An 18,489-nucleotide genomic window follows, 5' to 3' on the forward strand; every position below is an offset into this window, starting at 1 on the left:
CTGAAGGGGCCGTGCAGGATGCATGGCCCCTTTTCACTGCCCCCAATGCTGGGGGAGCATTCCCCGCCCGGCCCAACCCGCAACCGGGGAAAAACACCCGTCACCGAGGCTTCACTAAGCCCCCGCCTTCTGGTAAAAAGGCACCCCCAAGCGGGCGTCGTATAATGGCATTACCTGAGCTTCCCAAGCTCATGACGAGGGTTCGATTCCCTTCGCCCGCTCCACATACCCGTTTCCACATGTTCCCACATGCACCGGAAACACCCTCGAAGCCCCGCCTAGTGCGGGGTTTCTTGTTTCTACATGCTTCCCGATATGCCCATATAGCATTGCCCACGCTGTACACCAGCTTGTACACTGGGGAAAATGACCTAACTAAGGTGTACACGGATGAAGCGTTCAGAGATCAGGAAACGCCCGCTCGCAGACACGGTACTGGCGAGCCTAGAGCCTGAAAGCAAGGAATACCGGGAGCTGGACGGCAACGGCCTGTACTTCCGCGTGAAGGCCAATGGTCAAAAGGGCTGGCTGCTACGTCACAAGAAGCCTGACGGGCGCTGGGGCTGGCACGGCCTGGGGGGCTATCCCGAGATACCAGCCAAGGTAGCCCGCAAGAAAGCACTGGAGCTACGCGAACTGGTAGCCCACGGCGTAGATCCGGTACAGCACAAAGCAGCGCAGAAAGCCGCCAGAGAGGCCGCTGTGCTGAACCCGTTCCGCGAGTCGGTAGCCTACTGGTATCAGCGCAAGGTGGATGACGGCCTAGCCGAAAGCACACTCCGCCTAATGCGGGGCTACCTGGACAACGACATTCTGCCGGCGCTAGGCGATAAGCCGATCACAGAGATTACCCCGAGGGACTGCGTTGCTTTGCAGGAGAGCATCGAGGCCCGAGGCGCAACGAACACACGCGACAAGATCCGCGTTGCCCTACGCCAGATATTCAGCCAGGCAATCGCCCGTGGCCTGTGCGAGGTCAACCCAGCGTCCGAGCTGGTCACTATCGCCACGAAGACGCCACGCGCTAAGCCATACCCTCACCTGCTGGAACCTGAGCTACCGGCCTTCCTGCAAGCCATGCGGGGTAGCACCAGCCGCACGCCTGCCCGTACAGCGACCTGGCTGTGCCTCTGGACGGCTTCACGGCCTGGAATGGTGCGATGGGCTGAGTGGTCAGAGATCGACTTCGAAACGGCTCTGTGGACGATCCCAGCGGCCAAGATGAAGACCCGCCGCGACCATGTAGTGCCACTATCCCGCCAAGCGCTCGATGCGCTACGCGAACTGCACCGGCTGACTGGACGTGGCCGTTATCTGTTCCCCGGCATCGGTGCGAAGCAGCCCGTGATCAGCGAGAACACAATCAACCTGACGCTGCGCAAGATCGGCTACAGAGGCCGCCTGGTAGGTCACGGCACCAGACATACCGCCAGCACACTATTACGCGAACACGGGTGGCATAGGGACCATGTAGAGGCCCAGCTAGCGCACAAGGAAGAAGGCGTAGCGGGCATCTACAACCAAGCCCAGTACCTGCCCCAGCGCCGCGCCATGATGCAGTGGTATTGCGACTACCTGGACTGCCTGGCCGATGGCATGACCCCGGCACAACGGGCCGACTATGACCGTCGCGTTAACGTCATCGAGAGCAACATCGTCGAGCTGGTGCGCGCATGAAAAACGAAAAACGGTCGGATACCCTACCTACAAAACCTACAGAACATAGTAAGCCAGAGCAGTTTACGGCCTTCGGCTGGGTGCGAGAGACAAAGGATTGGTTTACAGATCTAGAGACGATGCTCTCGTACCTGGAAAGGGAGGCATCGCCATTAGTAGGCGATAGCATTCAAGGCAGAACTGCTAGCGGTGTCCTAGCACTGGTGCAAGAAATCCGTGGGAGTTTGGTGAAAGGATCTGATCAAACGGAGCTGTACAGAGTACTGATGACCATGTTTCGGTTAGGTGCAGCGGCGGAAGATCTGGAACAAGAGGTCAGGCTTCCCAGAGAACAACGAATCGCGGCCCTAGAAGCTCAGATCACGGTTTCCAAGCAGAGCCTGCCGCGAGAAATGGCGTTAGCGAAGCTTGAAATCGCTACGGAGTATGCACAAGGGAAGGCCAGGTCACTTTGGCAAGAGGACCGCAACAGCATGATCCGAACCGGCGACATGACGGAGATCATATGGGCATGGATGGCAGAGCATCCGCTACTTCTAGAACAACGCCCCACCATGCCTGTACTAAGAAGATGGATCAGCGAGGTCGCTCGGGAATTCCCGCACGCTTCGAAAAGGGGCAGATCGAAAAAGTAAAAATATCACTTCGGCACGGGAAACGTATTTCCAGCACGACAGCCGAATTTTATTGAACACCTGCATGTGAATAATGGGGAGCGTCACCAATACGGAGGCGCTCAAATGCACCTAGACAGTACCCCATCAAAAGCACTCATCCGCCAACCCGCGCTTTGCGAATGGCTCGATTTGTCCCGTTCCGGTCTGGACAAGCTCCGCAAAAAAGACCCCACCTTCCCGAAGCCTCTCAAAGATGGCGATACCCGCCAGGCCGCTGCGTATTACGTCGTGTCCGAGGTAGAAAGCTGGCTCCGCTCCAAGATCGAAGCGAGGGATGCCGCATGAAAAAGGCCGCCCCGGCAAAGGAAAGCGGCCTGCACAGCATGCAGTCCGATACTAACTCGTTCGATATGACCGCGCATGAGGCGTTCATGATGAATGATCTTCTACCAATGGTGGTCGGCTATGCCCGCTCCAACAACCATCCGACCGAAGCAGCCGCACTGGCAGCTCTCGCTGCGATGGTGGCAATACTCTCGACCAAGGGTTACACCGTGCCAGAACTGAGCAACTTTGTTGCCGTGTTCGCTGTGACTCACGACGCGCCGGAGGGTTTGCAATGATGATTCTTGCATCCACACGTCCCCGCATGTATCGTCGGCCTGTCGCTGCAAATTCAGTGACCGGGTTTGGCGACCCGAACACTTCTAGGCGCACAAGCGCCCCATATCCGATAGCAGGCGCTTTTTTTGCGTCCGCCGTTTCGAGTTATGGCGGCTGTGCGTGGGAGACCGAAAGGTCTGCCGGGTTCCTAGAGTCTCGGTTCGCCAACCTGCGTACAGCTGCCACCCTTAATCGTTTGGCGACGATCTGTGGCAGCTCCTTAACTCTAGGAGCTACACCCATGCGCACTACCCTTACCCGCAATCCGTCCACCCACGCCGCCGCCTGGAAGGCCCGCGCCTTCGCTGCCCTGCGCGCTGATTCGTCACTGTCCGTCCGCCTACGCCGCTACAACGAAGCGATGGCCCGCGCCCGCTCCCTGGAAACCGTAGGGGGTGCCAAATGAGCAACGTCCCGAACTGGAACGATCTGCTGCCGACAATGGGTGCCATTGAAAGCATGGCCCCGGAAAAGCTTCAGCGCGTAGACGGAGCAATCGAGCAATACAGCATCACCCTCGGCTTTGGAATTGCGGCTATCGGAAATCTGCTCGCCTGCACCGCCTCAAATGGGCAGACCGGTCTGAACGATCAGACCGCCACCGACATTGGCTGGCTACTGGAAAGTCTGGGCGAACTCTCTGCCCGCCTGGCCGATACCGGCAACGCCGTGAGCAATCGCCGCCGCACGCTTAAACCGAGGGCGTAACCATGAAAATTCAAAACGGCGCCTGCGCGCCGATGGGATCGGCTTGCCTGGAAAAAGTCCTGGCCCGGCTCGACAAGGTGAAATCGGACGGTGCCGGTAAGTGGAAAGCGTGCTGCCCGGCGCACGACGACAAAGACCCCAGCCTGAGCATTCGCGAGGCCAGCGACGGCAAGGTGCTGCTGCATTGCTTCGCTGGTTGCACTGCTACCGATATCGCCGCCGCTATCGGCCTGGAATTGCGCGACCTGTTCCCCGGCCTGCATCAACCGCGACGTGGACCAAGCAAAGCCGCAGTACAGCATGAGCGCACCATTTATCAGATCGGCCTCTCGATGCAGATGCAGGGCTGCCGCTTAGACGCCGAAGACCAAGCCCGCTTCGATCTGGCCAAGAAACGACTGGGGGTGAATCAATGACTGCCGTCGCTAAAGATCGCTTTGCAACCGAGTGGAGTTTGCTGGATCAGCTGCCAGGCTTCGCAGCCGAGATGCCAGAACATGCGCTCGCGTCATTCATCAACCCAGCGATTCAGCCGCAAGCGCTGCCGGTAGGACTTACCCCAGCCTTGCCCTGGGAGGATGAGCTACTGCCGAAAGAGCTTCGCTACTTCGTCCGAGACGTGGCAGACCGTACCCAGTGCCCGCCAGACTTCGTAGCCGTCGCGCTCATCGTCGGAATTAGCGCTGTGGTTGGTCGCAAGTTCAGCATCCATCCGAAGCAGCACGACGACTGGGAAGTTGTGCCGAATCAGTGGGGTTGCATCATCGGCAGACCTTCCGCGATGAAGTCACCAGCAATGAAGCAGGCGCTACGCCCGCTGGCTGCTCTGGAGGCAAAAGAGCGGGAAAAGCACCGGGACGCGATGACCGAGCATAAGGCCGCTGGCGAAATCCTGGACCTAGAGCGCAAGTCCGCCAAGGAAAAAGCCAAGAAGCTGATGACCGATGGCAAGAAGGACGCCGCGCTAGCCGCCCTGACCGAGTTCGCAAACGATCTACCCGCACCAGTCGCCCGCCGCTACATCGTCAACGATGCCACGGTGGAAAAGCTGGGCGAGCTGCTGAACGAAAACCCCAACGGCCTGCTGCTAGTACGCGACGAGCTGGGCGGATGGCTTGCAACGATGCAGACGGAGGATGGCGCAGTTGGTCGCGCCTTCTACCTGGAATGCTTCGACGGCAACGGATCTTTCGTTTATGACCGGATCGGACGCGGAACCGTGTTTATCGAGTCGTGCTGCCTCTCGCTGATCGGCGGCATTCAGCCCTCGCGTATCGCGCCACTCGTGCGCGGGGCGGTCACTGGTGAACTCGACGATGGCCTGGTGCAACGCCTGCAACTTGCGGTATGGCCGGATGATGATCGGGAGTGGTCGCTCGTGGATCGCTGGCCGAACAAATCTGCCAAGGATCGGGTAGACGCGGTTATCGAGCGTCTGGACCAGATGCCGGATGAACCCCGCAAGGCGCTGCACTTCGTACCTGAGGCGCAAGAGCTATTCAACGCTTGGTACACCGAGCACATGCTCGAAATCAGGCAAGGCGATATCCACCCGGCGCTGCAATCGCACTTTATGAAGATGCCGCAGACCATCGCCGGACTGGCCTTGCTGTTCGGCCTGATCGACGGCGGGACCGAGGCTGTTTGCATGCACGCCACGGCTCGCGCCCTGGACTGGGCCGATTACCTCAAGTCGCACGCTGCGCGCCTGTACGGTGCCGCGATCAATGCGCCGCTGATGGGCTCCCGCTTGATTCTGGAGCGCAAGGAAAAACTGCCAGAGCCGTTTACCCCGAGGGAAGTTCGGCTCAAAGGCTGGGCCGGTCTCGACTCGCTGGAAGCGGTTAACGATGCGCTCGCCACCCTGGCCGAACACCACATCGTCATCGGCTACGAAGTCGCTAGCGATAAGGGCGGACGCCCGTCCAAGCGGTACGTCTGGCGGAGGGCTGCATGATGGGACGGTGGATGCAGAAAATCGAAAAACACGCAGACGACGCACCTACAAAACCAACGAAACCTAGTTTTGTAGGTTCTGTAGGCACCCCATCGGCGCATTTTCAGAAAAAGCCCTCTGCAAACGACCCCATAACCGCGCCTCAACTGGGCTGGCTTGCAGCAGTCGCCTCGCTACTGGAGGTCGGCACGATGCAATTGATAGAGAAGGGCTTCGTAGACCGGCACGACCTAGAGGAACAGGCAAACGCCGATCCACGCGCAGTTGCCGCACTCATCAAATCCAATCCGAGGTGGCACCAATGCTGACAGCGACCATTACTGGCGGGCTGACTTCGTTTCTCTCAACCACGCCCGAGGGGCACCGCTACTGCACGATCTACAGCGACGAGGCCCGCCGTTCTGTGCGCGCCTTGGTGCTGAATGACACCCATGCGGAACTGATAAGCAAATTACCGAAACATGCGCGGCTAACCGTCACCGGCCAGCTTCGCAGCAAGGGTGCGATAGGCCCATCCGGGCAGACGCTCGCTTACCTGAGCATCGTTGTACAAACCATGAAGATCCACGGAGAACACCAATGACCGACAATACCCAGCCCAACCACGAAGAACTTACCGCTGAGCTTGATCGCCTGCGCCAGAAGAATGCCGAGCTACTGGACGAACTCAAGCGAGCGAAGGCCAAGAGCAACGACAGCAGCGGCGAACTCGAAACGCTACGCGCAGAGGTTCGCAGTCTGCGTCTCGATAAGCCGCTCGACGCTATGCTGGCTGACCTGTTCGTCGTCTCCCCGCGACTGGCCCGCGCAGAGCTTGAAGAAGAGTTCAGCTTCGAGCTGGATGAAGCCGGCGATATCGTGGTGCTGAACAAGGAAGGCGAGCGCGTCACTGTCGAAGATCCGCCCGAGCAAGGCCATATCCGAGGCAAGCAGCGCCCGATTGGATTTAACCGCGACGACCTGCGCAAAGTGCTAGCCGAGACGGGAAAGTGGGACCGCATCCTGATTGGCACTCGCGCTACGGGTGGCGGCGCTTCTGCTCAGCCTTACCGAGGCCAAACCACTACAGCCGCCCCAGCCGGGGAACCGCAGCCTGCCAAAGCTGGCTTTGGTCTTCGCTAATGCTATAATGTTACAGCGACCTCCTGTGGGGGTCGCTCCCTCCGCCCTGTGGGCACCCTCTCGTTACACCCCGGCCCGTGGCCACCCCCTCCGCTTGAGTCTGTGACCCTGCGAATCAAACCACTCTGATTCGAGGCAATATCTCATGGCCGTTACCCGCCTAACCGACGTAATCGTTCCCGAAGCCTTTACCGACTATCTCGTGCAAAACACTATGGAGCGTACCGCCCTGGTGCAATCCGGCGTCATGGCACGAAACGCCGTTATCACTGCCCAGCTCAATGCTGGTGCTGATTCTTTCTCTGTGCCGTTCTGGCGTGATTTGGGGGATGAGGAGGCCAACATTAGCTCCGACGATCCCACCGTTTTCTCCACTCCGAATCTGATTCAGGCAAGCAAGCAGCTCGTCCGCAAGGCGTTTCTGCACCAGTCCTGGTCGGCAATGAACCTGGCAAGCGAGCTGGCCGGATCTGATGCAATGGCGCGCATCCAAGACCGCGCCGTTGCCTACTGGGACCGCCAGCTACAGCGCCGCCTTGTCGCATCGCTTAACGGGGTACTGGCCGACAACGTGGCCAACGACAGCTCCGATATGGTGCTCGATATCACTGCCGCTACCGCCAATGCATTCAGCCCCGAGGCAGTCATCGACGCTGCCGGCACGCTTGGCGATGCAATGGACGGCGTTACCGGCATCGCGATGCACTCCGACCTCTACCGCCAGGCGCTGAAAGCCGACCTCATCGAGTTCGTTCAACCGAGCGCTGGCTCGATGCGGATGCCGACCTATCGTGGTCTTGCTGTCATCGTCGATGACGGAATGCCGAAGGTTTCGGACGGCGATACCGGCTTCAACTACACCAGCGTTCTTTTCGGTCAAGGCGCTATCGGCTTCGGCCTGACTGCCCCAACCGTCGCAGATGGCACGGAGCTGGAGAACCTACCGAGTGCTGGCCGTGGTGCTGGTCAACAGATCCTGCATTCCCGCGTGAACCTGGCCGTACACCCTGCCGGCTTCGCCTGGGTAGAAGGCACCATCGCTGGTGAGTCTCCGACTATTGCGGAGCTTGCTACAGCAGCCCACTGGAGCCGCGTAGTCGAGCGGAAAGCCGTCCCGCTGGCCTTCCTGGTCACCAAGTAAGTGAGGGAGGGGCCAGCAATGGCCCCTTTGTCGTTATGACCGAGAAGAAAGCGCGAAACGCCGTCACCGGCACCCGCAAGAAGCCACCAGCGAATGCAGCAGAGACGCTGCTCGAACTGGCCGCTAGTGGCTACAACAAGAAAGGTCTGGCCTACCGGCTGGGCACTACCGTGGAAACTCTCAACAAGTGGCTGGAGATCCACCCAGAGCTGCAACAGGCGCTCGACGAAGGCCGAGAACGCGAGCATCACGCTCTGTTCAATGCACTGTACGAGAACGCAACCAAGGGCGGCAACGTAACCGCCGCCATCTTTCTGTTGAAAGCGCGTCACGGCTACCGCGAAGGGGATCAGTCGGAGATCGCCAACAAGGTCTCTATCAACTTCCAGCTTCCGGGGGCGCTGCGCCTGGAGGACTTCGCCAGGGACGTTAGCCCGTCAAAAGGGAGCCTGAGCCATGACGATTGAACTCAACGACTTTCAGCAGCGAATCATGCTGCTACCTGAGGAACTGGACGTGTTCTGTGGAGGTGGCCGTGGTGGCGGCAAGTCGTACGGTCTGGCCCTGCTGTGCCTGCGCCACGTCGAGCAGTACCAAGAGAAGGCCCGCATTCTCTACCTGCGCCGCACCTACAAGGGTTTGGCGGACTTCGAACTGATCTGCCGAGAGCTATACGGCACGGTCTACGGATCAGCCGCACGATACAACGCCGCCGAACACGTCTGGCGCTTCCCGAACGGCGGTTATCTGGAGTTAGGCCAGCTCGAAACGCACGCGGACTACACGAAGTACCAAGGCCGATCGTTCACACTGCTGATCGTGGATGAGGCGGGCCAGTACCCTAACCCGGATCTGCTCGACCTGATGCGCTCGAACCTGCGCGGCCCCAAGGATATGCCAATCAGGATGATCGTAGCGGCGAACCCCGGTGGCCCTGGGCACTACTGGCTAGCCAAGCGTTATGTGTTCACCACGGCGCCCTGGAAGCCCTTCTTGGAGACAAAGAGCAAACGCCAGTGGGTCTACGCGCCGTCCACCTTCGACAGCAACCGATTCATTGATACCGACCAGTACCGAGACCAGCTCGAATCGGCCTGCCCCGATGACCCCGAGTTGCTGCGCGCATGGATGACAGGCGATTGGGCTGTGAACCGTGGTGCCTACTTCGCGTCTGTGCTCGATGAGGGTCGGAACGCAGTTGACCCGTGGAAGCACATTCCCGACACCTGGGAGACCTGGCTTGCGCATGACTTCGGTTCATCAGCTCCGAGTGCCACTTACATTTTCGCGCAGTCGCCAGGCGGTGAAGGCCCGGATGGGAAGTTCTACCCGAGGGGAAGCCTTGTCCTGGTAGACGAGCTGGTGACGGCAAAGCGCGACAATCCCAACGCGGGGCTGGGGTGGACCGTGCCTGTGCTAGCGGAAGAAATCGTAGAGATGTGCAAGCGATGGGACATCCGTCCTTATGGGGTGGCGGACGATGCCATATTCGCCAAGGGAGGCCATGCAGCCGGCTCTATCGCAGATGAGTTCCAACGGTGCCGGGTCTCATTCAGGCCGGCTAAAAAGGCGGATCGAATCACCGGATGGAACATCATGCGGCGGTTATTAGCTGATGCCGGGAAGGTAGATAAGCCTGGCCTGTATATCAGCCGTGGATGCACCTACCTGTGGGAGACGCTACCGACGCTGGCACGCGATCAGAAAAGAGTGGAAGACCTGGATAGTACCGGGCCGGATCATGGCGCTGATGCGGTGCGCTATGGCTGCCTGAGACGAGATATTGTGAGGGCGCTCAAGATGAAGTTGTGGATCTGATGGAGCGATTGCCAAGGAAGGCGGTTCTGTAGGTTTTGTAGGTGGACCATAGGTGCGTTTTGGGAAAGTTAAGGGGCTGAGAGCGTGCGAATTCGATCAACTCGAACGATAAAAAGAACTGCTCAAAAAATAGCCAATTCAGCCCCAGCAACCGGCATCTTGTACACCCACATGTACACCCGAACTTTCAAACAGCCTGAAAGCCCCGTATTCACTAGATAGTTCGATTCCCTTCGCCTCCAGAATTCCTAGCTAACCCCCTGAAATCGTTGAGATTCTGGGGGTTTTGCGTTTCTGGGATTCGGAAAGTGTCGAAGCGCCGGCACAGCTTTGAGGAATCTTGCGACTACTCCGCTTCTGAAGGTCATCCGAACGGAGCGATCAGGCAATAGCGAATCAGTTGCTGCTCAACGCTCTGCTTATCCCGCAATACCAGGATGACTGCGGCCTCGCCCTGCTGCTCATGCAGCTCGTAGAAGATGCGGTAGGTGCCGGTGTTGAGCTCTCGATAGTTCAACACGCCCAGAAGGCTTGCCTGCTGGCTGATGGGGTAGTCCTGGGGAGCCTGGGAAATCTTCTCTTCGATCTCATTCAAGAGGTTCAGCAGCGTCTGAAGCGCCTGTTGCTGACCTATGAATGGTGCCAGGTGGTGGACCTGGTCTTCGATGCTTTGCTCTGCAGTATCAGTGAAACGTACGACAACGGTAGACATCGATCTTCCTTAATCGGGCTGAGCAAACCTCTTGGAAAGGCGATCCTTCAGCTCGTCAGCAGAGCGATGCTTGCCTTCGGCGTATTGGCGCGAGCCAATCGCAAGCAACTTCACCAAAGCTATTGCTTCGTCACGCATCTTCCGCTCGGCGTAAGACTCGACCACGTAGGCGGGCACACCGTTCTGCGTGACGACCATCGGCTCAGAGAGATCCAGGTCGGCTGCATGACGTTTTAGATAGCTGATTGTCTCGACTCGCATGAGTCGGTACCTCCATTGCTGTAGAAACATACTTGGAGCCCATGCTAGGCCGAATTTAGACCAAATTCAAACCACTCCATCGGACTGGGCCGATACCAGTGGATTCAGGCGCATCGCTTCGGACAAGTGATCCTGCGACAGATGCGCATAGCGCATGGTCATCGACAGCGAGCGGCACCGAGAAGAAGGTCACCGCCGGCGACCAGAGCAGGCCCCGGCGCCTGTGGCACCTGCATGCGAGCCAGAAGAACGCGCAGCGCGCGGCGGATCGGGAGTGGAAGCGCATGCAGGCATCCTCCCCTGCCACCTGAGAAATATCGCAACTTGTTATACCGCCGCCATCGCGATACCATGCCGTATAGCAAGTTGCGATACCGGGATCACAGTGCACGTCATTACGCAGAAACGCATCTGGCAAGCGCAGCAGAAATGGCCGCACTCGGCCAATGCGCTGGAAGCCTGGTTTCGCCTGATTCGGCGCACAAACCCAAGCGACTTCGCCGTCATGAAGCAGCTGTTTCCCAGCGTTGACAAGGTCGGCGACAAGCATGCGTTCGACATCGGCGGCAACAAGCTGCGCCTGATTGCCGTGGTGGACTACCAGTTCAAGAAGGTCTTCATTCGCGCCGTGCTCGATCACAAAGAGTACGACCGCAACCAGTGGAAGTGAGGTGACAGATGAGCGCAATCCTGAAGCAAGCGGCAGAGCATTGGCGCTATGTGGCGCCTCTGCTCACCCCGCCACAAACCGAAGCGGACTACGACGCCCTGGTCGCGATCCTCGACGAGCTGCTCGACGAGATCGGCGGCGCCGAAGGCCACTCGCTGGCAGCACTGGCCGCACAGATGGGCGACCTGATCAGCGCCTACGACAGCGAGCACTTCCCCATCCCGGACGCACCAGGGCACGAGGTACTGCGCTTCCTCATGCAGGAGCACGGCCTGCGCCAGGAAGACCTGCCCGAGATCGGCCCGCAGTCGGTGGTATCGGAGATCCTGGCCGGCAAACGCCAGCTCAATGTCCGGCACATCCGCGCCCTGGCCGCCCGCTTCAACGTACCGGCGGACGTGTTCTTCTAACCTCGGGGCTCACGGAAGGAGCAACTTGATGAGCACAGCAACTGATTCCGGTCCCCTTCTACGAAGACACTGTGGTGCTGGTGGGGCAATGCGGCCAGCGTGGGATAGCGCTGACTAAAAAAGCGGCACACCGCTGGCTCAACACGAAGGGATAACAACCATCGGCGGAACAGGGCCGTCGGATGCTTCAAAGGAGTGAAGACAGATGAAAGCAGATTGGGACGACGCCCCCTCCTATCTACGTACGCGCGGCTGGCGAAGTACTGCCAAGAAATGGGTAATCCCCGGAATTATCGGCACCTGTATCGCGCTCGGCCTGCTCCAGGCTGGCAGCTCGGCACTACTCCAAGGCACTGTCCGAAACCTCGCGGCGAAATACATACCGCCACAATCCACTCCAATCGCACAAATCAGCCGCTCCGGACCTAACAGCGAGCAAGATAAGTGGGATCGGATAGTGGAAGAACAGGCAAGGCGCAACAGCCTCGTCGAAGCCCCCCAGGCGCCGATCAACCAGTACCAGACTGAACCGCCGCCCAAGCAAACCGTTTTCAATGACCGCAACTACGTCCCTCGTGGCGCAGATAATGTGGTCCCGCTGCAAGTACCCCCTACTAACTTCCAATCCGAGCCGGCCCAGCCCCGGACCCCAGGCGTTCGAGTTACCGTCGTCGGAGAGACGCACGATATGAAGGAAACTGCGTGCTGGCCTCTCCGGGAAGGCAGTATTGAGAAGCGAAATTGTAAGTTTGGTGTCGGTCTCCACTACCGCAACCAGAACTAGAATTCTACGACGCCAATGACCCTGATAGAAATCGCCCGAAATATAAATAAATAAAATATGGCGCCGATAATTCCATGAAAATAAAACCAGCCATCTTCCTCATGATTGCCATACTGACTGGCTGTTCAAATCCGGAAAGCGAAATCTCAAAAATATTGGAGGTCAGTGGGGGATAGAGGGGACACCAGGCCGTCTATCCATCACAGCGAATGAAACCAATGTGATAATTAAGCATATGGTTGATGGAAATTTAATTGGCACGAGCATCGGGACAATTGAAGACGAATACATAAACGTACAACATAGCGGGCTCGAAAATAAGATTTATTACTCCAAAGCCTAAGATTAACTTTATTTTGACAATCCAACGAGCGGAGCCGTGAAGTTTATACGATTGAGCAAATCCCCACTCTGACATTCCTTTTCCAGCCAAAATAGGATCGATGAAAATGGCTGCTGCTTCCGGCCCATCCGGAAGCTCTCAGTCCGTCGAAAAAGTGTCGAAAGCATAGACACCAATAGGCACGAAACGGCACACCGCCTCGCTCAGCGGCCCAGTAACGACGCACATAGCGCCTGAACGACATGCTATGATTGGGGCTCGATTCCCTTCGCCCGCTTCAGAATTCCAACAAAGCCCCCGAAAGCTCAGCGTTTTCGGGGGCTTTGTGTTTTCGGGCCCCAGCCTTTGGACGACATCCTTTTTCATCCCGCTCCGCCCACCACCGGCCGCGCAACCTCGAAGACCCACTCCAAAATGACAACCTCCCCCACCTCCCAGGAAGGAAGCTGGCTCAGCGTGATCGCGCTGGCGCTGGCCGCCTTCATCTTCAACACCACCGAGTTCGTGCCGGTCGGGCTGCTCAGCGATATCGGCCGCAGTTTCGACCTGCCGGTATCCCAGGTCGGCCTGATGCTGACCATCTATGCCTGGGTGGTATCGCTGGCCTCGCTGCCGATGATGCTGCTCACGCGCAATATCGAGCGGCGGCGGCTGCTGGTGTTCGTCTTCCTGCTGTTCATCGGCAGCCACCTGCTGTCGGGCGTGGCATGGAGCTTCGGCGTGCTGATGGTCAGCCGGCTCGGCATCGCCCTCGCCCATGCGGTGTTCTGGGCGATCACCGCGTCGCTGGCCGTGCGCGTCGCGCCGCCGGGGCAGCAGGCGAAGGCGCTGGGCCTGCTGGCGACCGGGACGACCCTGGCGATGGTGCTCGGCATTCCGCTCGGCCGGGTGGTTGGCGAGGCGCTGGGCTGGCGCACCACCTTCCTCGGCATCGCCGCTGTCGCCGGCCTGACGGTGCTCTGGCTGGCCCGCTCGCTGCCGTTGCTGCCGAGCCAGAATTCCGGGTCGCTGCGCAGCCTGCCGCTGCTGTTCCGGCGCCCGGCGCTGGTCTGCGTCTATGCCCTGACCGTGGTGGTGATCAGCGCGCAGTTCACCGCCTACAGCTACATCGAGCCGTTCGCCCTGCGGGTGGCCGGCATCAGCGGGGAAATGACCACCGTGCTGCTGTTGCTGTTCGGCGGCGCCGGCATCTTCGGTTCGATCATCTTCAGCCATAGCGGCGACCGCTTCCCCCGCGGCTTCCTGCTGGCGAGCATCGCGGCGCTGGCGCTGTGCCTCGGGCTGCTGCTGCCGCTGGCGCATCTTCCCGCCTGGCTGCTGGGGCTGTGCATGCTCTGGGGAATGGCGATCCTCGGCTTCGGCCTCGCGCAGCAATCCAACGTGCTGCGCCTGGCCTCCGACGCCACCGACGTGGCGATGGCGCTGTTCTCCGGCCTCTACAACGTCGGCATCGGCGCGGGTGCGCTGCTCGGTAGCGTGATCGGGGCCCGGCTGGGGCTGGAGAACATCGGCATGGTCGGCTGCGTGCTGGCGCTCGCCGGCCTGGCCCTGGGCGGATTCGCCAGTTGGCGCTACGCCGATGCATGGCGGCACAGGGCCGGCTGACTACGCCCCTTCGTCAGGGCGAACCAATTCCTTTCCGGGCGGGCGGTCTACCCCGCAAGCCCCTCGGGAAGAATGCATGCTCCTTTCTCGCGATCCCTCCCGGCCATCGCAATGCCAGCGATGGCCGCCGCTGGAGCCGGCGGTGCCGCCGCCGCGCTACCTGTGGCTGACGCTGCTGGCGCTGGCGATCGCCCTCGGCATCGCGCCGGTCAACCGCAGCGACTGGCTGATCGAGAACGTCGTCGTGGCCGGCACCCTGGCGGGCATGCTGGGGTTTCGCCGCCACCTGAACCTGTCGCTGGCGTCCTGGTGGATGCTGGCGATCTTCCTGCTGATCCACGAAACCGGCGCCCACTACACCTACTCCCGGGTGCCCTACGATGCGGCGTGGCAGGCGCTGACCGGCGAGCGGCTGAATGAACTGCTCGGCTGGCGGCGCAACAATTTCGACCGCTTCGTGCATCTCGGCTACGGCCTGCTGCTGCAGCGGCCGCTGCGCGAACTGCTGATGCGCAACCTCCGGCTGGGCTGGACGGCCGCGGCGCTGCTGGCGCTGAGCCTGATCCTGGCGACCTCGGCGATCTACGAGATGGCCGAATGGATCGGCGGCGAATTCCTCGGCGGCGACCAGTCTGCCGCCTTCGTCGCCGCGCAGAACGACAAGTGGGACGCGCAGAAGGACATGGCGCTGGCGATGCTCGGCGCGCTGCTGATCATTACCGGCGAAGCCTTCCAGGCCTGGCTGCACGGCGCCAAGCCGCAAGCGTAGCTATCCGGTCGCCTTTTCCGTACTCGCCCCGAACCCTCCTGTCGAACCTGGTACGCCCGGCCACGCGGCGGGCGTCATGGGTCATTCCCAACCAGGAGGGACAGCGATCATGGCAACCCCCATCGAAGACTTCATCATCACCCTGCCCGCGCCGAAATCGGCGACCAGCTCCACCGCCCTGGAACTCCCCGGCGACGAGGCATTGCGGCTCTACCCGCAGTTCATCCAGCGCCTGTCCGGCGAGGAAGTGCGGATGACCGCCCCCATGCTGGCCGCCTCGACCCAAAGCACCACGCGAACCCGCTGCGAGTGGCGGGAATCACGCTACTGGTCGCTGGAGAGCGCAGCGGACCACTGGAGCCGCCAGGAAATGCGCCTGACCCAGGTGAATTCCGGGCAGAAGGTGGTGGTAGCGCAGATGCACGTGAAGGACAGCGACCGCCCGCCGCTGAAGGTGTTCTGGAACAAGGGCAAGCTGACCCTGGGTTTTCGCCGCAGCCATGAACGGGAAGAAGCGGTCAATTCCACGGTGCTGGACAAGGTTCCGCTCGGCGCGACCTTCCGCCTGAACCTGCACGTTACCGATGGCGGCTCGGTATCGGTGACCGCCAGCTGCAATGGCGTGAAGTCCGCGCCCAGCCCGCTGCGCCTGGATGGGAGCTGGAACGGCCGGTTGCTCAACTTCCACGGCGGCGTCTACAACCAGCTCGACCCCGGCCCCTCGACCCTGGCGGCGGATGCGTCGGTCTGCGTGATCAGCGAACTGTCGGTCACCCACTCCTGAGCACCTCCCGGCCCGCCGCTTCGCCAGATTTTCTGAACACCTGGCGTCATCCCCGCTCTTACCTGTTAATGCACACCCGCAGGAGGAACGAGCCATGACAGCGAAGAAAGGCGGCAAGCACAGCTTCGCCGACGATCCGCAGAAAGTTTCCGAAGCCGGCCGCAAGGGTGACGGGCATGCCACCGGCGGCAACGTGCGCAGCGATACCGACCGGGCCGAACGGGCGCGCAAGGGTGGCCAGCACAGCCACGGCGAGGCCCGCCGCTGAGCCGGCGCACGGGGACGCTCAACTGGAAGGGAGAATCAGCGCATGACGACCTGGACGATCAGCTACCAGCGAGCCAACAACACCAGCACGGTGGAAATGCGATCCCGCGCGAAGCCCGAGCCGGAAGACGCGGCCCGCTTCCTGCTGGAATGGGCGCAGGAGAACATCAAGCCCGGCGAGTTCGCGGGCGCCGAGCCGAAAGCCACCGGCGAGCCGGCGATGCTCCTGCTGCGCCGCTACGGCATCACCGTGACCGGCATCACCAAGGGCTAGCGGAGCTATCCTGAGCAGGAACCCCACGGAATCCTGCTCCCCGATGAAACTGAACGACGACTTCACCGCCCGCACCCTGGTCCACGCCGCCCGGCTCGACTGGCAGCCCAGCCCTTCGCCGGGAGTCGAGCGGCGCATGATCTTCCGCATCGGCGAGGAAAAGGCCCGGGCGACCTCCATCGTCCGCTATGCCCCGGGCAGTCGGTTCAGCCAGCACATGCATCCGGGCGGCGAGGAGTTCCTGGTGCTGGACGGCGTGTTCGAGGACGAACACGGCGCCTATCCGGCGGGCTCCTATGTGCGCAATCCGCCCGGCAGCCATCATTCCCCGGCGTCGGGACCGGGCTGCAGCATCTTCGTCAGGCTCTGGCAGTTCCGCGAGGACGACGGCGAGCAGGTGGTCGCCCCTCCGGGCTGCACCGGCGTGCTGTTCGAGAATCCGCACGAGCAGGTGCGCATCGAGGAGTGGGCGGCGGGAGAGGTTCGCCAGCTGGACAACCCGCGCGGGCTGGAACTGCTGGTGCTGGCCGGCGGCTTCAGCGACGGCCGGGACCGCCTGGAAGCGCTGTCCTGGCTGCGCCTGCCGGCCGGCATGCCACTGCGGGCGCAGGCCGGGCCCGACGGCGCGCGGGTCTGGCTGAAGGATGCAGCCCTGCAGCAGCGCGACGCCAGCGAGCGTCTGGCCGAGTGAGCCGCGCAGCGAAGGCCAATGTTTCGGCATCCCGAACAGCCGTTGAATATATTGGACCCTCAAGAAATCCACGAATCAAATAAATCATTTAAAAATCATTCAGTTACACACAAAAGCCAGACACAAAACGAAGATTATTTTTGACACCGATCAACGATTTCGTTTGACATATTCAACGGCTCTGGCAGGCTGGTGCACAGGTTTCGACCGGAAAGCGGCCCTTTCCACACCCTTCCGGCAGTGCTCGAAGCCCCAGGCAGTGCCGCTTTCAGCCGCGCGCCTGCACAGCAACGACAGGCCGCGCCTGTCCCAAGGTGACATATGTCCAACAGCAACATTGGCAACAAGAATCAGAAACTCCGCAAACCCGTCGTCCTGATGTCCATGGGCAGCCAGGAACGCAAGGGTCACGACTACCAGGTGATGACCCACAAATACATCGTGCCGCTGGTCGAACAGGCCGGATGCGTGCCGGTGCTGGTGCCCACCTGCTGCGGCACCGAAGACCTCGAGCAATACCTGGACATGGCTGACGGCGTGTACCTCACCGGCGCCGGCAGCAACATCGATCCGGCCCTCTACGGCCAGGAAAACCTCACTCCCGAAAAAGCGCAGGACAAGGACCGCGACCTGTTCGACCTGCCGCTGATCCATGCCGCACTCAAGCGTGGCCTGCCGATTTTCGGCATCTGCCGCGGCATGCAGGAAATCAACGTGGCGCTGGGCGGCGACATGTACCAGAAGCTCTACGCCGAGCCCGGCTTCAACGATCACCGGGAAAACCCCGAGGACCCGGTGGACGTGCAGTACAGCGCCGTGCACAGCGTGCGCCTGGCGCCGAACAGCTGGCTGCGCAAGCTGATGAATACCGACGAGATTCGGGTCAACTCGCTGCACGGCCAGGGCCTGAAGACCCTCGGCAAAGGCCTCGAGCCGCTGGCCCACGCGGAGGACGGCCTGGTCGAGGCCATCCACGCACCGAGCATTTCGCCCTTCCTCTTCGCGGTGCAATGGCATCCGGAATGGCAGGCCGCGCAGAACCCGGATTCGGTGAAGATCTTCCAGGCCTTCGGCGATGCCTGCCGACAGCAGGTGCTGAAGAAATCGCCGGCGCGGACGTTCGGCAGCGTAGCGTGACTGCAAGGGAACCCGGCTCAGGCCGGGTTCTTTCTTTCCGGCATTCCGAACGACCCGGCATTCCCCCGTCATGGCCCGC

Annotated in this window: 26 protein-coding genes, 1 tRNA gene and 1 pseudogene; 25 read left to right on the forward strand and 3 right to left on the reverse strand. The window is 60.7% G+C overall.

Annotated features, from left to right (window positions below; translation table 11 throughout):
- The first annotated feature begins 150 nt into the window (after positions 1-150).
- The 15 genes from BLR75_RS11035 (at position 151) to BLR75_RS11095 (ending at position 9,703) form a co-directional block, all read left to right on the forward strand.
- Positions 151-224 (forward strand) — tRNA-Gly (locus BLR75_RS11035).
- A 166-nt stretch (positions 225-390) separates the two neighbouring features.
- Positions 391-1,677, forward strand: coding sequence for a tyrosine-type recombinase/integrase (locus tag BLR75_RS11040; protein ID WP_084314747.1), 1,287 nt, complete (start codon positions 391-393; stop codon positions 1,675-1,677).
- Entirely contained in the window at positions 1,674-2,312 is a 639-nt protein-coding gene (locus tag BLR75_RS26485) for a hypothetical protein (protein ID WP_139207015.1), read from the forward strand. The genes BLR75_RS11040 and BLR75_RS26485 overlap by 4 nt, the downstream gene beginning before the upstream one ends.
- Before the next feature lie 105 nt (positions 2,313-2,417).
- Positions 2,418-2,639 (forward strand): helix-turn-helix transcriptional regulator, encoded by a 222-nt coding sequence (locus tag BLR75_RS11050; RefSeq protein ID WP_084314745.1) that lies wholly within the window; start codon positions 2,418-2,420, stop codon positions 2,637-2,639.
- Positions 2,636-2,917, forward strand: coding sequence for a hypothetical protein (locus tag BLR75_RS11055; protein WP_084314744.1), 282 nt, complete (start codon positions 2,636-2,638; stop codon positions 2,915-2,917). Before BLR75_RS11050 ends, BLR75_RS11055 begins: the two co-directional genes overlap by 4 nt.
- A gap of 281 nt (positions 2,918-3,198) precedes the next feature.
- The gene (locus BLR75_RS26725) at positions 3,199-3,363 is read left to right on the forward strand and encodes a hypothetical protein (protein ID WP_169720295.1); all 165 of its coding nucleotides are present in this window, start codon (positions 3,199-3,201) and stop codon (positions 3,361-3,363) included.
- Positions 3,360-3,665 carry a hypothetical protein gene (locus BLR75_RS11060; protein ID WP_084314743.1) on the forward strand — a complete coding sequence of 102 codons (306 nt, stop codon included), beginning with the start codon at positions 3,360-3,362 and terminating at the stop codon, positions 3,663-3,665. Before BLR75_RS26725 ends, BLR75_RS11060 begins: the two co-directional genes overlap by 4 nt.
- 2 nt (positions 3,666-3,667) lie before the next feature.
- On the forward strand, positions 3,668-4,081 hold the full coding sequence (locus tag BLR75_RS11065) for a CHC2 zinc finger domain-containing protein (protein WP_084314742.1): 414 nt from the start codon (positions 3,668-3,670) through the stop codon (positions 4,079-4,081).
- Positions 4,078-5,622, forward strand: coding sequence for a YfjI family protein (locus BLR75_RS11070; protein ID WP_084314741.1), 1,545 nt, complete (start codon positions 4,078-4,080; stop codon positions 5,620-5,622). The genes BLR75_RS11065 and BLR75_RS11070 overlap by 4 nt, the downstream gene beginning before the upstream one ends.
- Before the next feature lie 11 nt (positions 5,623-5,633).
- Entirely contained in the window at positions 5,634-5,930 is a 297-nt protein-coding gene (locus BLR75_RS26495) for a hypothetical protein (RefSeq protein WP_125912193.1), read from the forward strand.
- Positions 5,924-6,205, forward strand: a complete 282-nt coding sequence (locus BLR75_RS11075) for a hypothetical protein (protein ID WP_041014701.1) — start codon at positions 5,924-5,926, stop codon at positions 6,203-6,205. The genes BLR75_RS26495 and BLR75_RS11075 overlap by 7 nt, the downstream gene beginning before the upstream one ends.
- Positions 6,202-6,744 (forward strand): hypothetical protein, encoded by a 543-nt coding sequence (locus BLR75_RS11080; RefSeq protein WP_084314740.1) that lies wholly within the window; start codon positions 6,202-6,204, stop codon positions 6,742-6,744. Before BLR75_RS11075 ends, BLR75_RS11080 begins: the two co-directional genes overlap by 4 nt.
- A 145-nt stretch (positions 6,745-6,889) precedes the next feature.
- Positions 6,890-7,885 (forward strand): major capsid protein, encoded by a 996-nt coding sequence (locus tag BLR75_RS11085; RefSeq protein ID WP_084314739.1) that lies wholly within the window; start codon positions 6,890-6,892, stop codon positions 7,883-7,885.
- A 35-nt stretch (positions 7,886-7,920) separates the two neighbouring features.
- Positions 7,921-8,352, forward strand: a complete 432-nt coding sequence (locus BLR75_RS11090; protein WP_041014704.1) for a hypothetical protein — start codon at positions 7,921-7,923, stop codon at positions 8,350-8,352.
- Positions 8,342-9,703 (forward strand): phage terminase large subunit, encoded by a 1,362-nt coding sequence (locus tag BLR75_RS11095; RefSeq protein WP_084314738.1) that lies wholly within the window; start codon positions 8,342-8,344, stop codon positions 9,701-9,703. The genes BLR75_RS11090 and BLR75_RS11095 overlap by 11 nt, the downstream gene beginning before the upstream one ends.
- Positions 9,704-10,067: 364 nt before the next feature.
- Here BLR75_RS11095 and BLR75_RS11100 read toward each other — a convergent pair whose 3' ends face one another.
- From BLR75_RS11100 to BLR75_RS27035, 3 genes and pseudogenes are all read right to left on the reverse strand, one after another.
- A complete protein-coding gene (locus tag BLR75_RS11100) occupies positions 10,068-10,415 on the reverse strand; it encodes a type II toxin-antitoxin system RelE/ParE family toxin (RefSeq protein WP_084314737.1) in 348 nt (115 codons plus the stop codon).
- Positions 10,416-10,424: 9 nt separating this feature from the next.
- On the reverse strand, positions 10,425-10,676 hold the full coding sequence (locus tag BLR75_RS11105) for a type II toxin-antitoxin system Phd/YefM family antitoxin (protein ID WP_084314736.1): 252 nt from the start codon (positions 10,674-10,676) through the stop codon (positions 10,425-10,427).
- 66 nt (positions 10,677-10,742) lie between these two features.
- Positions 10,743-10,847 (reverse strand): annotated as a pseudogene (locus tag BLR75_RS27035) (hypothetical protein); the annotation flags it as partial.
- A 214-nt stretch (positions 10,848-11,061) separates the two neighbouring features.
- Between BLR75_RS27035 and BLR75_RS11115 the strand changes: the two are divergent.
- The 10 genes from BLR75_RS11115 (at position 11,062) to BLR75_RS11160 (ending at position 18,410) form a co-directional block, all read left to right on the forward strand.
- Positions 11,062-11,346: a type II toxin-antitoxin system HigB family toxin gene (locus BLR75_RS11115; protein WP_084314735.1), complete on the forward strand. Its 285-nt coding sequence runs from the start codon at positions 11,062-11,064 to the stop codon at positions 11,344-11,346.
- A gap of 8 nt (positions 11,347-11,354) precedes the next feature.
- Positions 11,355-11,756: a helix-turn-helix domain-containing protein gene (locus BLR75_RS11120; RefSeq protein ID WP_084314734.1), complete on the forward strand. Its 402-nt coding sequence runs from the start codon at positions 11,355-11,357 to the stop codon at positions 11,754-11,756.
- A 205-nt stretch (positions 11,757-11,961) separates the two neighbouring features.
- Complete coding sequence (locus tag BLR75_RS26505; RefSeq protein WP_139207016.1) at positions 11,962-12,540, forward strand: hypothetical protein; 579 nt, start codon at positions 11,962-11,964, stop codon at positions 12,538-12,540.
- 757 nt (positions 12,541-13,297) lie between these two features.
- Positions 13,298-14,488 carry a sugar transporter gene (locus BLR75_RS11130; RefSeq protein ID WP_084314732.1) on the forward strand — a complete coding sequence of 397 codons (1,191 nt, stop codon included), beginning with the start codon at positions 13,298-13,300 and terminating at the stop codon, positions 14,486-14,488.
- 76 nt (positions 14,489-14,564) lie between these two features.
- Positions 14,565-15,257 carry a DUF2238 domain-containing protein gene (locus BLR75_RS11135; protein WP_084314731.1) on the forward strand — a complete coding sequence of 231 codons (693 nt, stop codon included), beginning with the start codon at positions 14,565-14,567 and terminating at the stop codon, positions 15,255-15,257.
- Positions 15,258-15,366: 109 nt separating this feature from the next.
- Positions 15,367-16,041: a polysaccharide lyase family 7 protein gene (locus BLR75_RS11140; protein ID WP_084314730.1), complete on the forward strand. Its 675-nt coding sequence runs from the start codon at positions 15,367-15,369 to the stop codon at positions 16,039-16,041.
- Positions 16,042-16,135: 94 nt separating this feature from the next.
- Positions 16,136-16,309 (forward strand): con-10 family general stress protein, encoded by a 174-nt coding sequence (locus BLR75_RS11145; protein WP_084314729.1) that lies wholly within the window; start codon positions 16,136-16,138, stop codon positions 16,307-16,309.
- A gap of 42 nt (positions 16,310-16,351) precedes the next feature.
- Positions 16,352-16,582 (forward strand): hypothetical protein, encoded by a 231-nt coding sequence (locus tag BLR75_RS11150; RefSeq protein WP_084314728.1) that lies wholly within the window; start codon positions 16,352-16,354, stop codon positions 16,580-16,582.
- A gap of 43 nt (positions 16,583-16,625) precedes the next feature.
- Entirely contained in the window at positions 16,626-17,273 is a 648-nt protein-coding gene (locus BLR75_RS11155) for a cupin domain-containing protein (RefSeq protein WP_084314727.1), read from the forward strand.
- 321 nt (positions 17,274-17,594) lie between these two features.
- Positions 17,595-18,410 carry a gamma-glutamyl-gamma-aminobutyrate hydrolase family protein gene (locus tag BLR75_RS11160; RefSeq protein WP_084314726.1) on the forward strand — a complete coding sequence of 272 codons (816 nt, stop codon included), beginning with the start codon at positions 17,595-17,597 and terminating at the stop codon, positions 18,408-18,410.
- Positions 18,411-18,489 lie beyond the last annotated feature (79 nt).

The organism is Pseudomonas jinjuensis, from assembly GCF_900103845.1.
Lineage (GTDB): Bacteria > Pseudomonadota > Gammaproteobacteria > Pseudomonadales > Pseudomonadaceae > Pseudomonas > Pseudomonas jinjuensis.

Bases quoted from the DNA above. Each gene is read 5' to 3' on its own strand.
- BLR75_RS11095 (WP_084314738.1), top strand. From the start codon at position 8,342: ATGACGATTGAACTCAACGACTTTCAGCAGCGAATCATGCTGCTACCT.
- BLR75_RS11040 (WP_084314747.1), top strand. From the start codon at position 391: ATGAAGCGTTCAGAGATCAGGAAACGCCCGCTCGCAGACACGGTACTG.
- BLR75_RS11105 (WP_084314736.1), bottom strand. From the start codon at position 10,676: ATGCGAGTCGAGACAATCAGCTATCTAAAACGTCATGCAGCCGACCTG.
- BLR75_RS11155 (WP_084314727.1), top strand. From the start codon at position 16,626: ATGAAACTGAACGACGACTTCACCGCCCGCACCCTGGTCCACGCCGCC.
- BLR75_RS11120 (WP_084314734.1), top strand. From the start codon at position 11,355: ATGAGCGCAATCCTGAAGCAAGCGGCAGAGCATTGGCGCTATGTGGCG.
- BLR75_RS26495 (WP_125912193.1), top strand. From the start codon at position 5,634: ATGCAGAAAATCGAAAAACACGCAGACGACGCACCTACAAAACCAACG.
- BLR75_RS11075 (WP_041014701.1), top strand. From the start codon at position 5,924: ATGCTGACAGCGACCATTACTGGCGGGCTGACTTCGTTTCTCTCAACC.
- BLR75_RS11100 (WP_084314737.1), bottom strand. From the start codon at position 10,415: ATGTCTACCGTTGTCGTACGTTTCACTGATACTGCAGAGCAAAGCATC.
- BLR75_RS11055 (WP_084314744.1), top strand. From the start codon at position 2,636: ATGAAAAAGGCCGCCCCGGCAAAGGAAAGCGGCCTGCACAGCATGCAG.
- BLR75_RS11080 (WP_084314740.1), top strand. From the start codon at position 6,202: ATGACCGACAATACCCAGCCCAACCACGAAGAACTTACCGCTGAGCTT.
- BLR75_RS11060 (WP_084314743.1), top strand. From the start codon at position 3,360: ATGAGCAACGTCCCGAACTGGAACGATCTGCTGCCGACAATGGGTGCC.
- BLR75_RS11050 (WP_084314745.1), top strand. From the start codon at position 2,418: ATGCACCTAGACAGTACCCCATCAAAAGCACTCATCCGCCAACCCGCG.
- BLR75_RS11070 (WP_084314741.1), top strand. From the start codon at position 4,078: ATGACTGCCGTCGCTAAAGATCGCTTTGCAACCGAGTGGAGTTTGCTG.
- BLR75_RS26485 (WP_139207015.1), top strand. From the start codon at position 1,674: ATGAAAAACGAAAAACGGTCGGATACCCTACCTACAAAACCTACAGAA.
- BLR75_RS11065 (WP_084314742.1), top strand. From the start codon at position 3,668: ATGAAAATTCAAAACGGCGCCTGCGCGCCGATGGGATCGGCTTGCCTG.
- BLR75_RS11135 (WP_084314731.1), top strand. From the start codon at position 14,565: ATGCTCCTTTCTCGCGATCCCTCCCGGCCATCGCAATGCCAGCGATGG.
- BLR75_RS11130 (WP_084314732.1), top strand. From the start codon at position 13,298: ATGACAACCTCCCCCACCTCCCAGGAAGGAAGCTGGCTCAGCGTGATC.
- BLR75_RS26505 (WP_139207016.1), top strand. From the start codon at position 11,962: ATGAAAGCAGATTGGGACGACGCCCCCTCCTATCTACGTACGCGCGGC.
- BLR75_RS11140 (WP_084314730.1), top strand. From the start codon at position 15,367: ATGGCAACCCCCATCGAAGACTTCATCATCACCCTGCCCGCGCCGAAA.
- BLR75_RS11160 (WP_084314726.1), top strand. From the start codon at position 17,595: ATGTCCAACAGCAACATTGGCAACAAGAATCAGAAACTCCGCAAACCC.
- BLR75_RS11085 (WP_084314739.1), top strand. From the start codon at position 6,890: ATGGCCGTTACCCGCCTAACCGACGTAATCGTTCCCGAAGCCTTTACC.
- BLR75_RS26725 (WP_169720295.1), top strand. From the start codon at position 3,199: ATGCGCACTACCCTTACCCGCAATCCGTCCACCCACGCCGCCGCCTGG.
- BLR75_RS11090 (WP_041014704.1), top strand. From the start codon at position 7,921: ATGACCGAGAAGAAAGCGCGAAACGCCGTCACCGGCACCCGCAAGAAG.
- BLR75_RS11150 (WP_084314728.1), top strand. From the start codon at position 16,352: ATGACGACCTGGACGATCAGCTACCAGCGAGCCAACAACACCAGCACG.
- BLR75_RS11145 (WP_084314729.1), top strand. From the start codon at position 16,136: ATGACAGCGAAGAAAGGCGGCAAGCACAGCTTCGCCGACGATCCGCAG.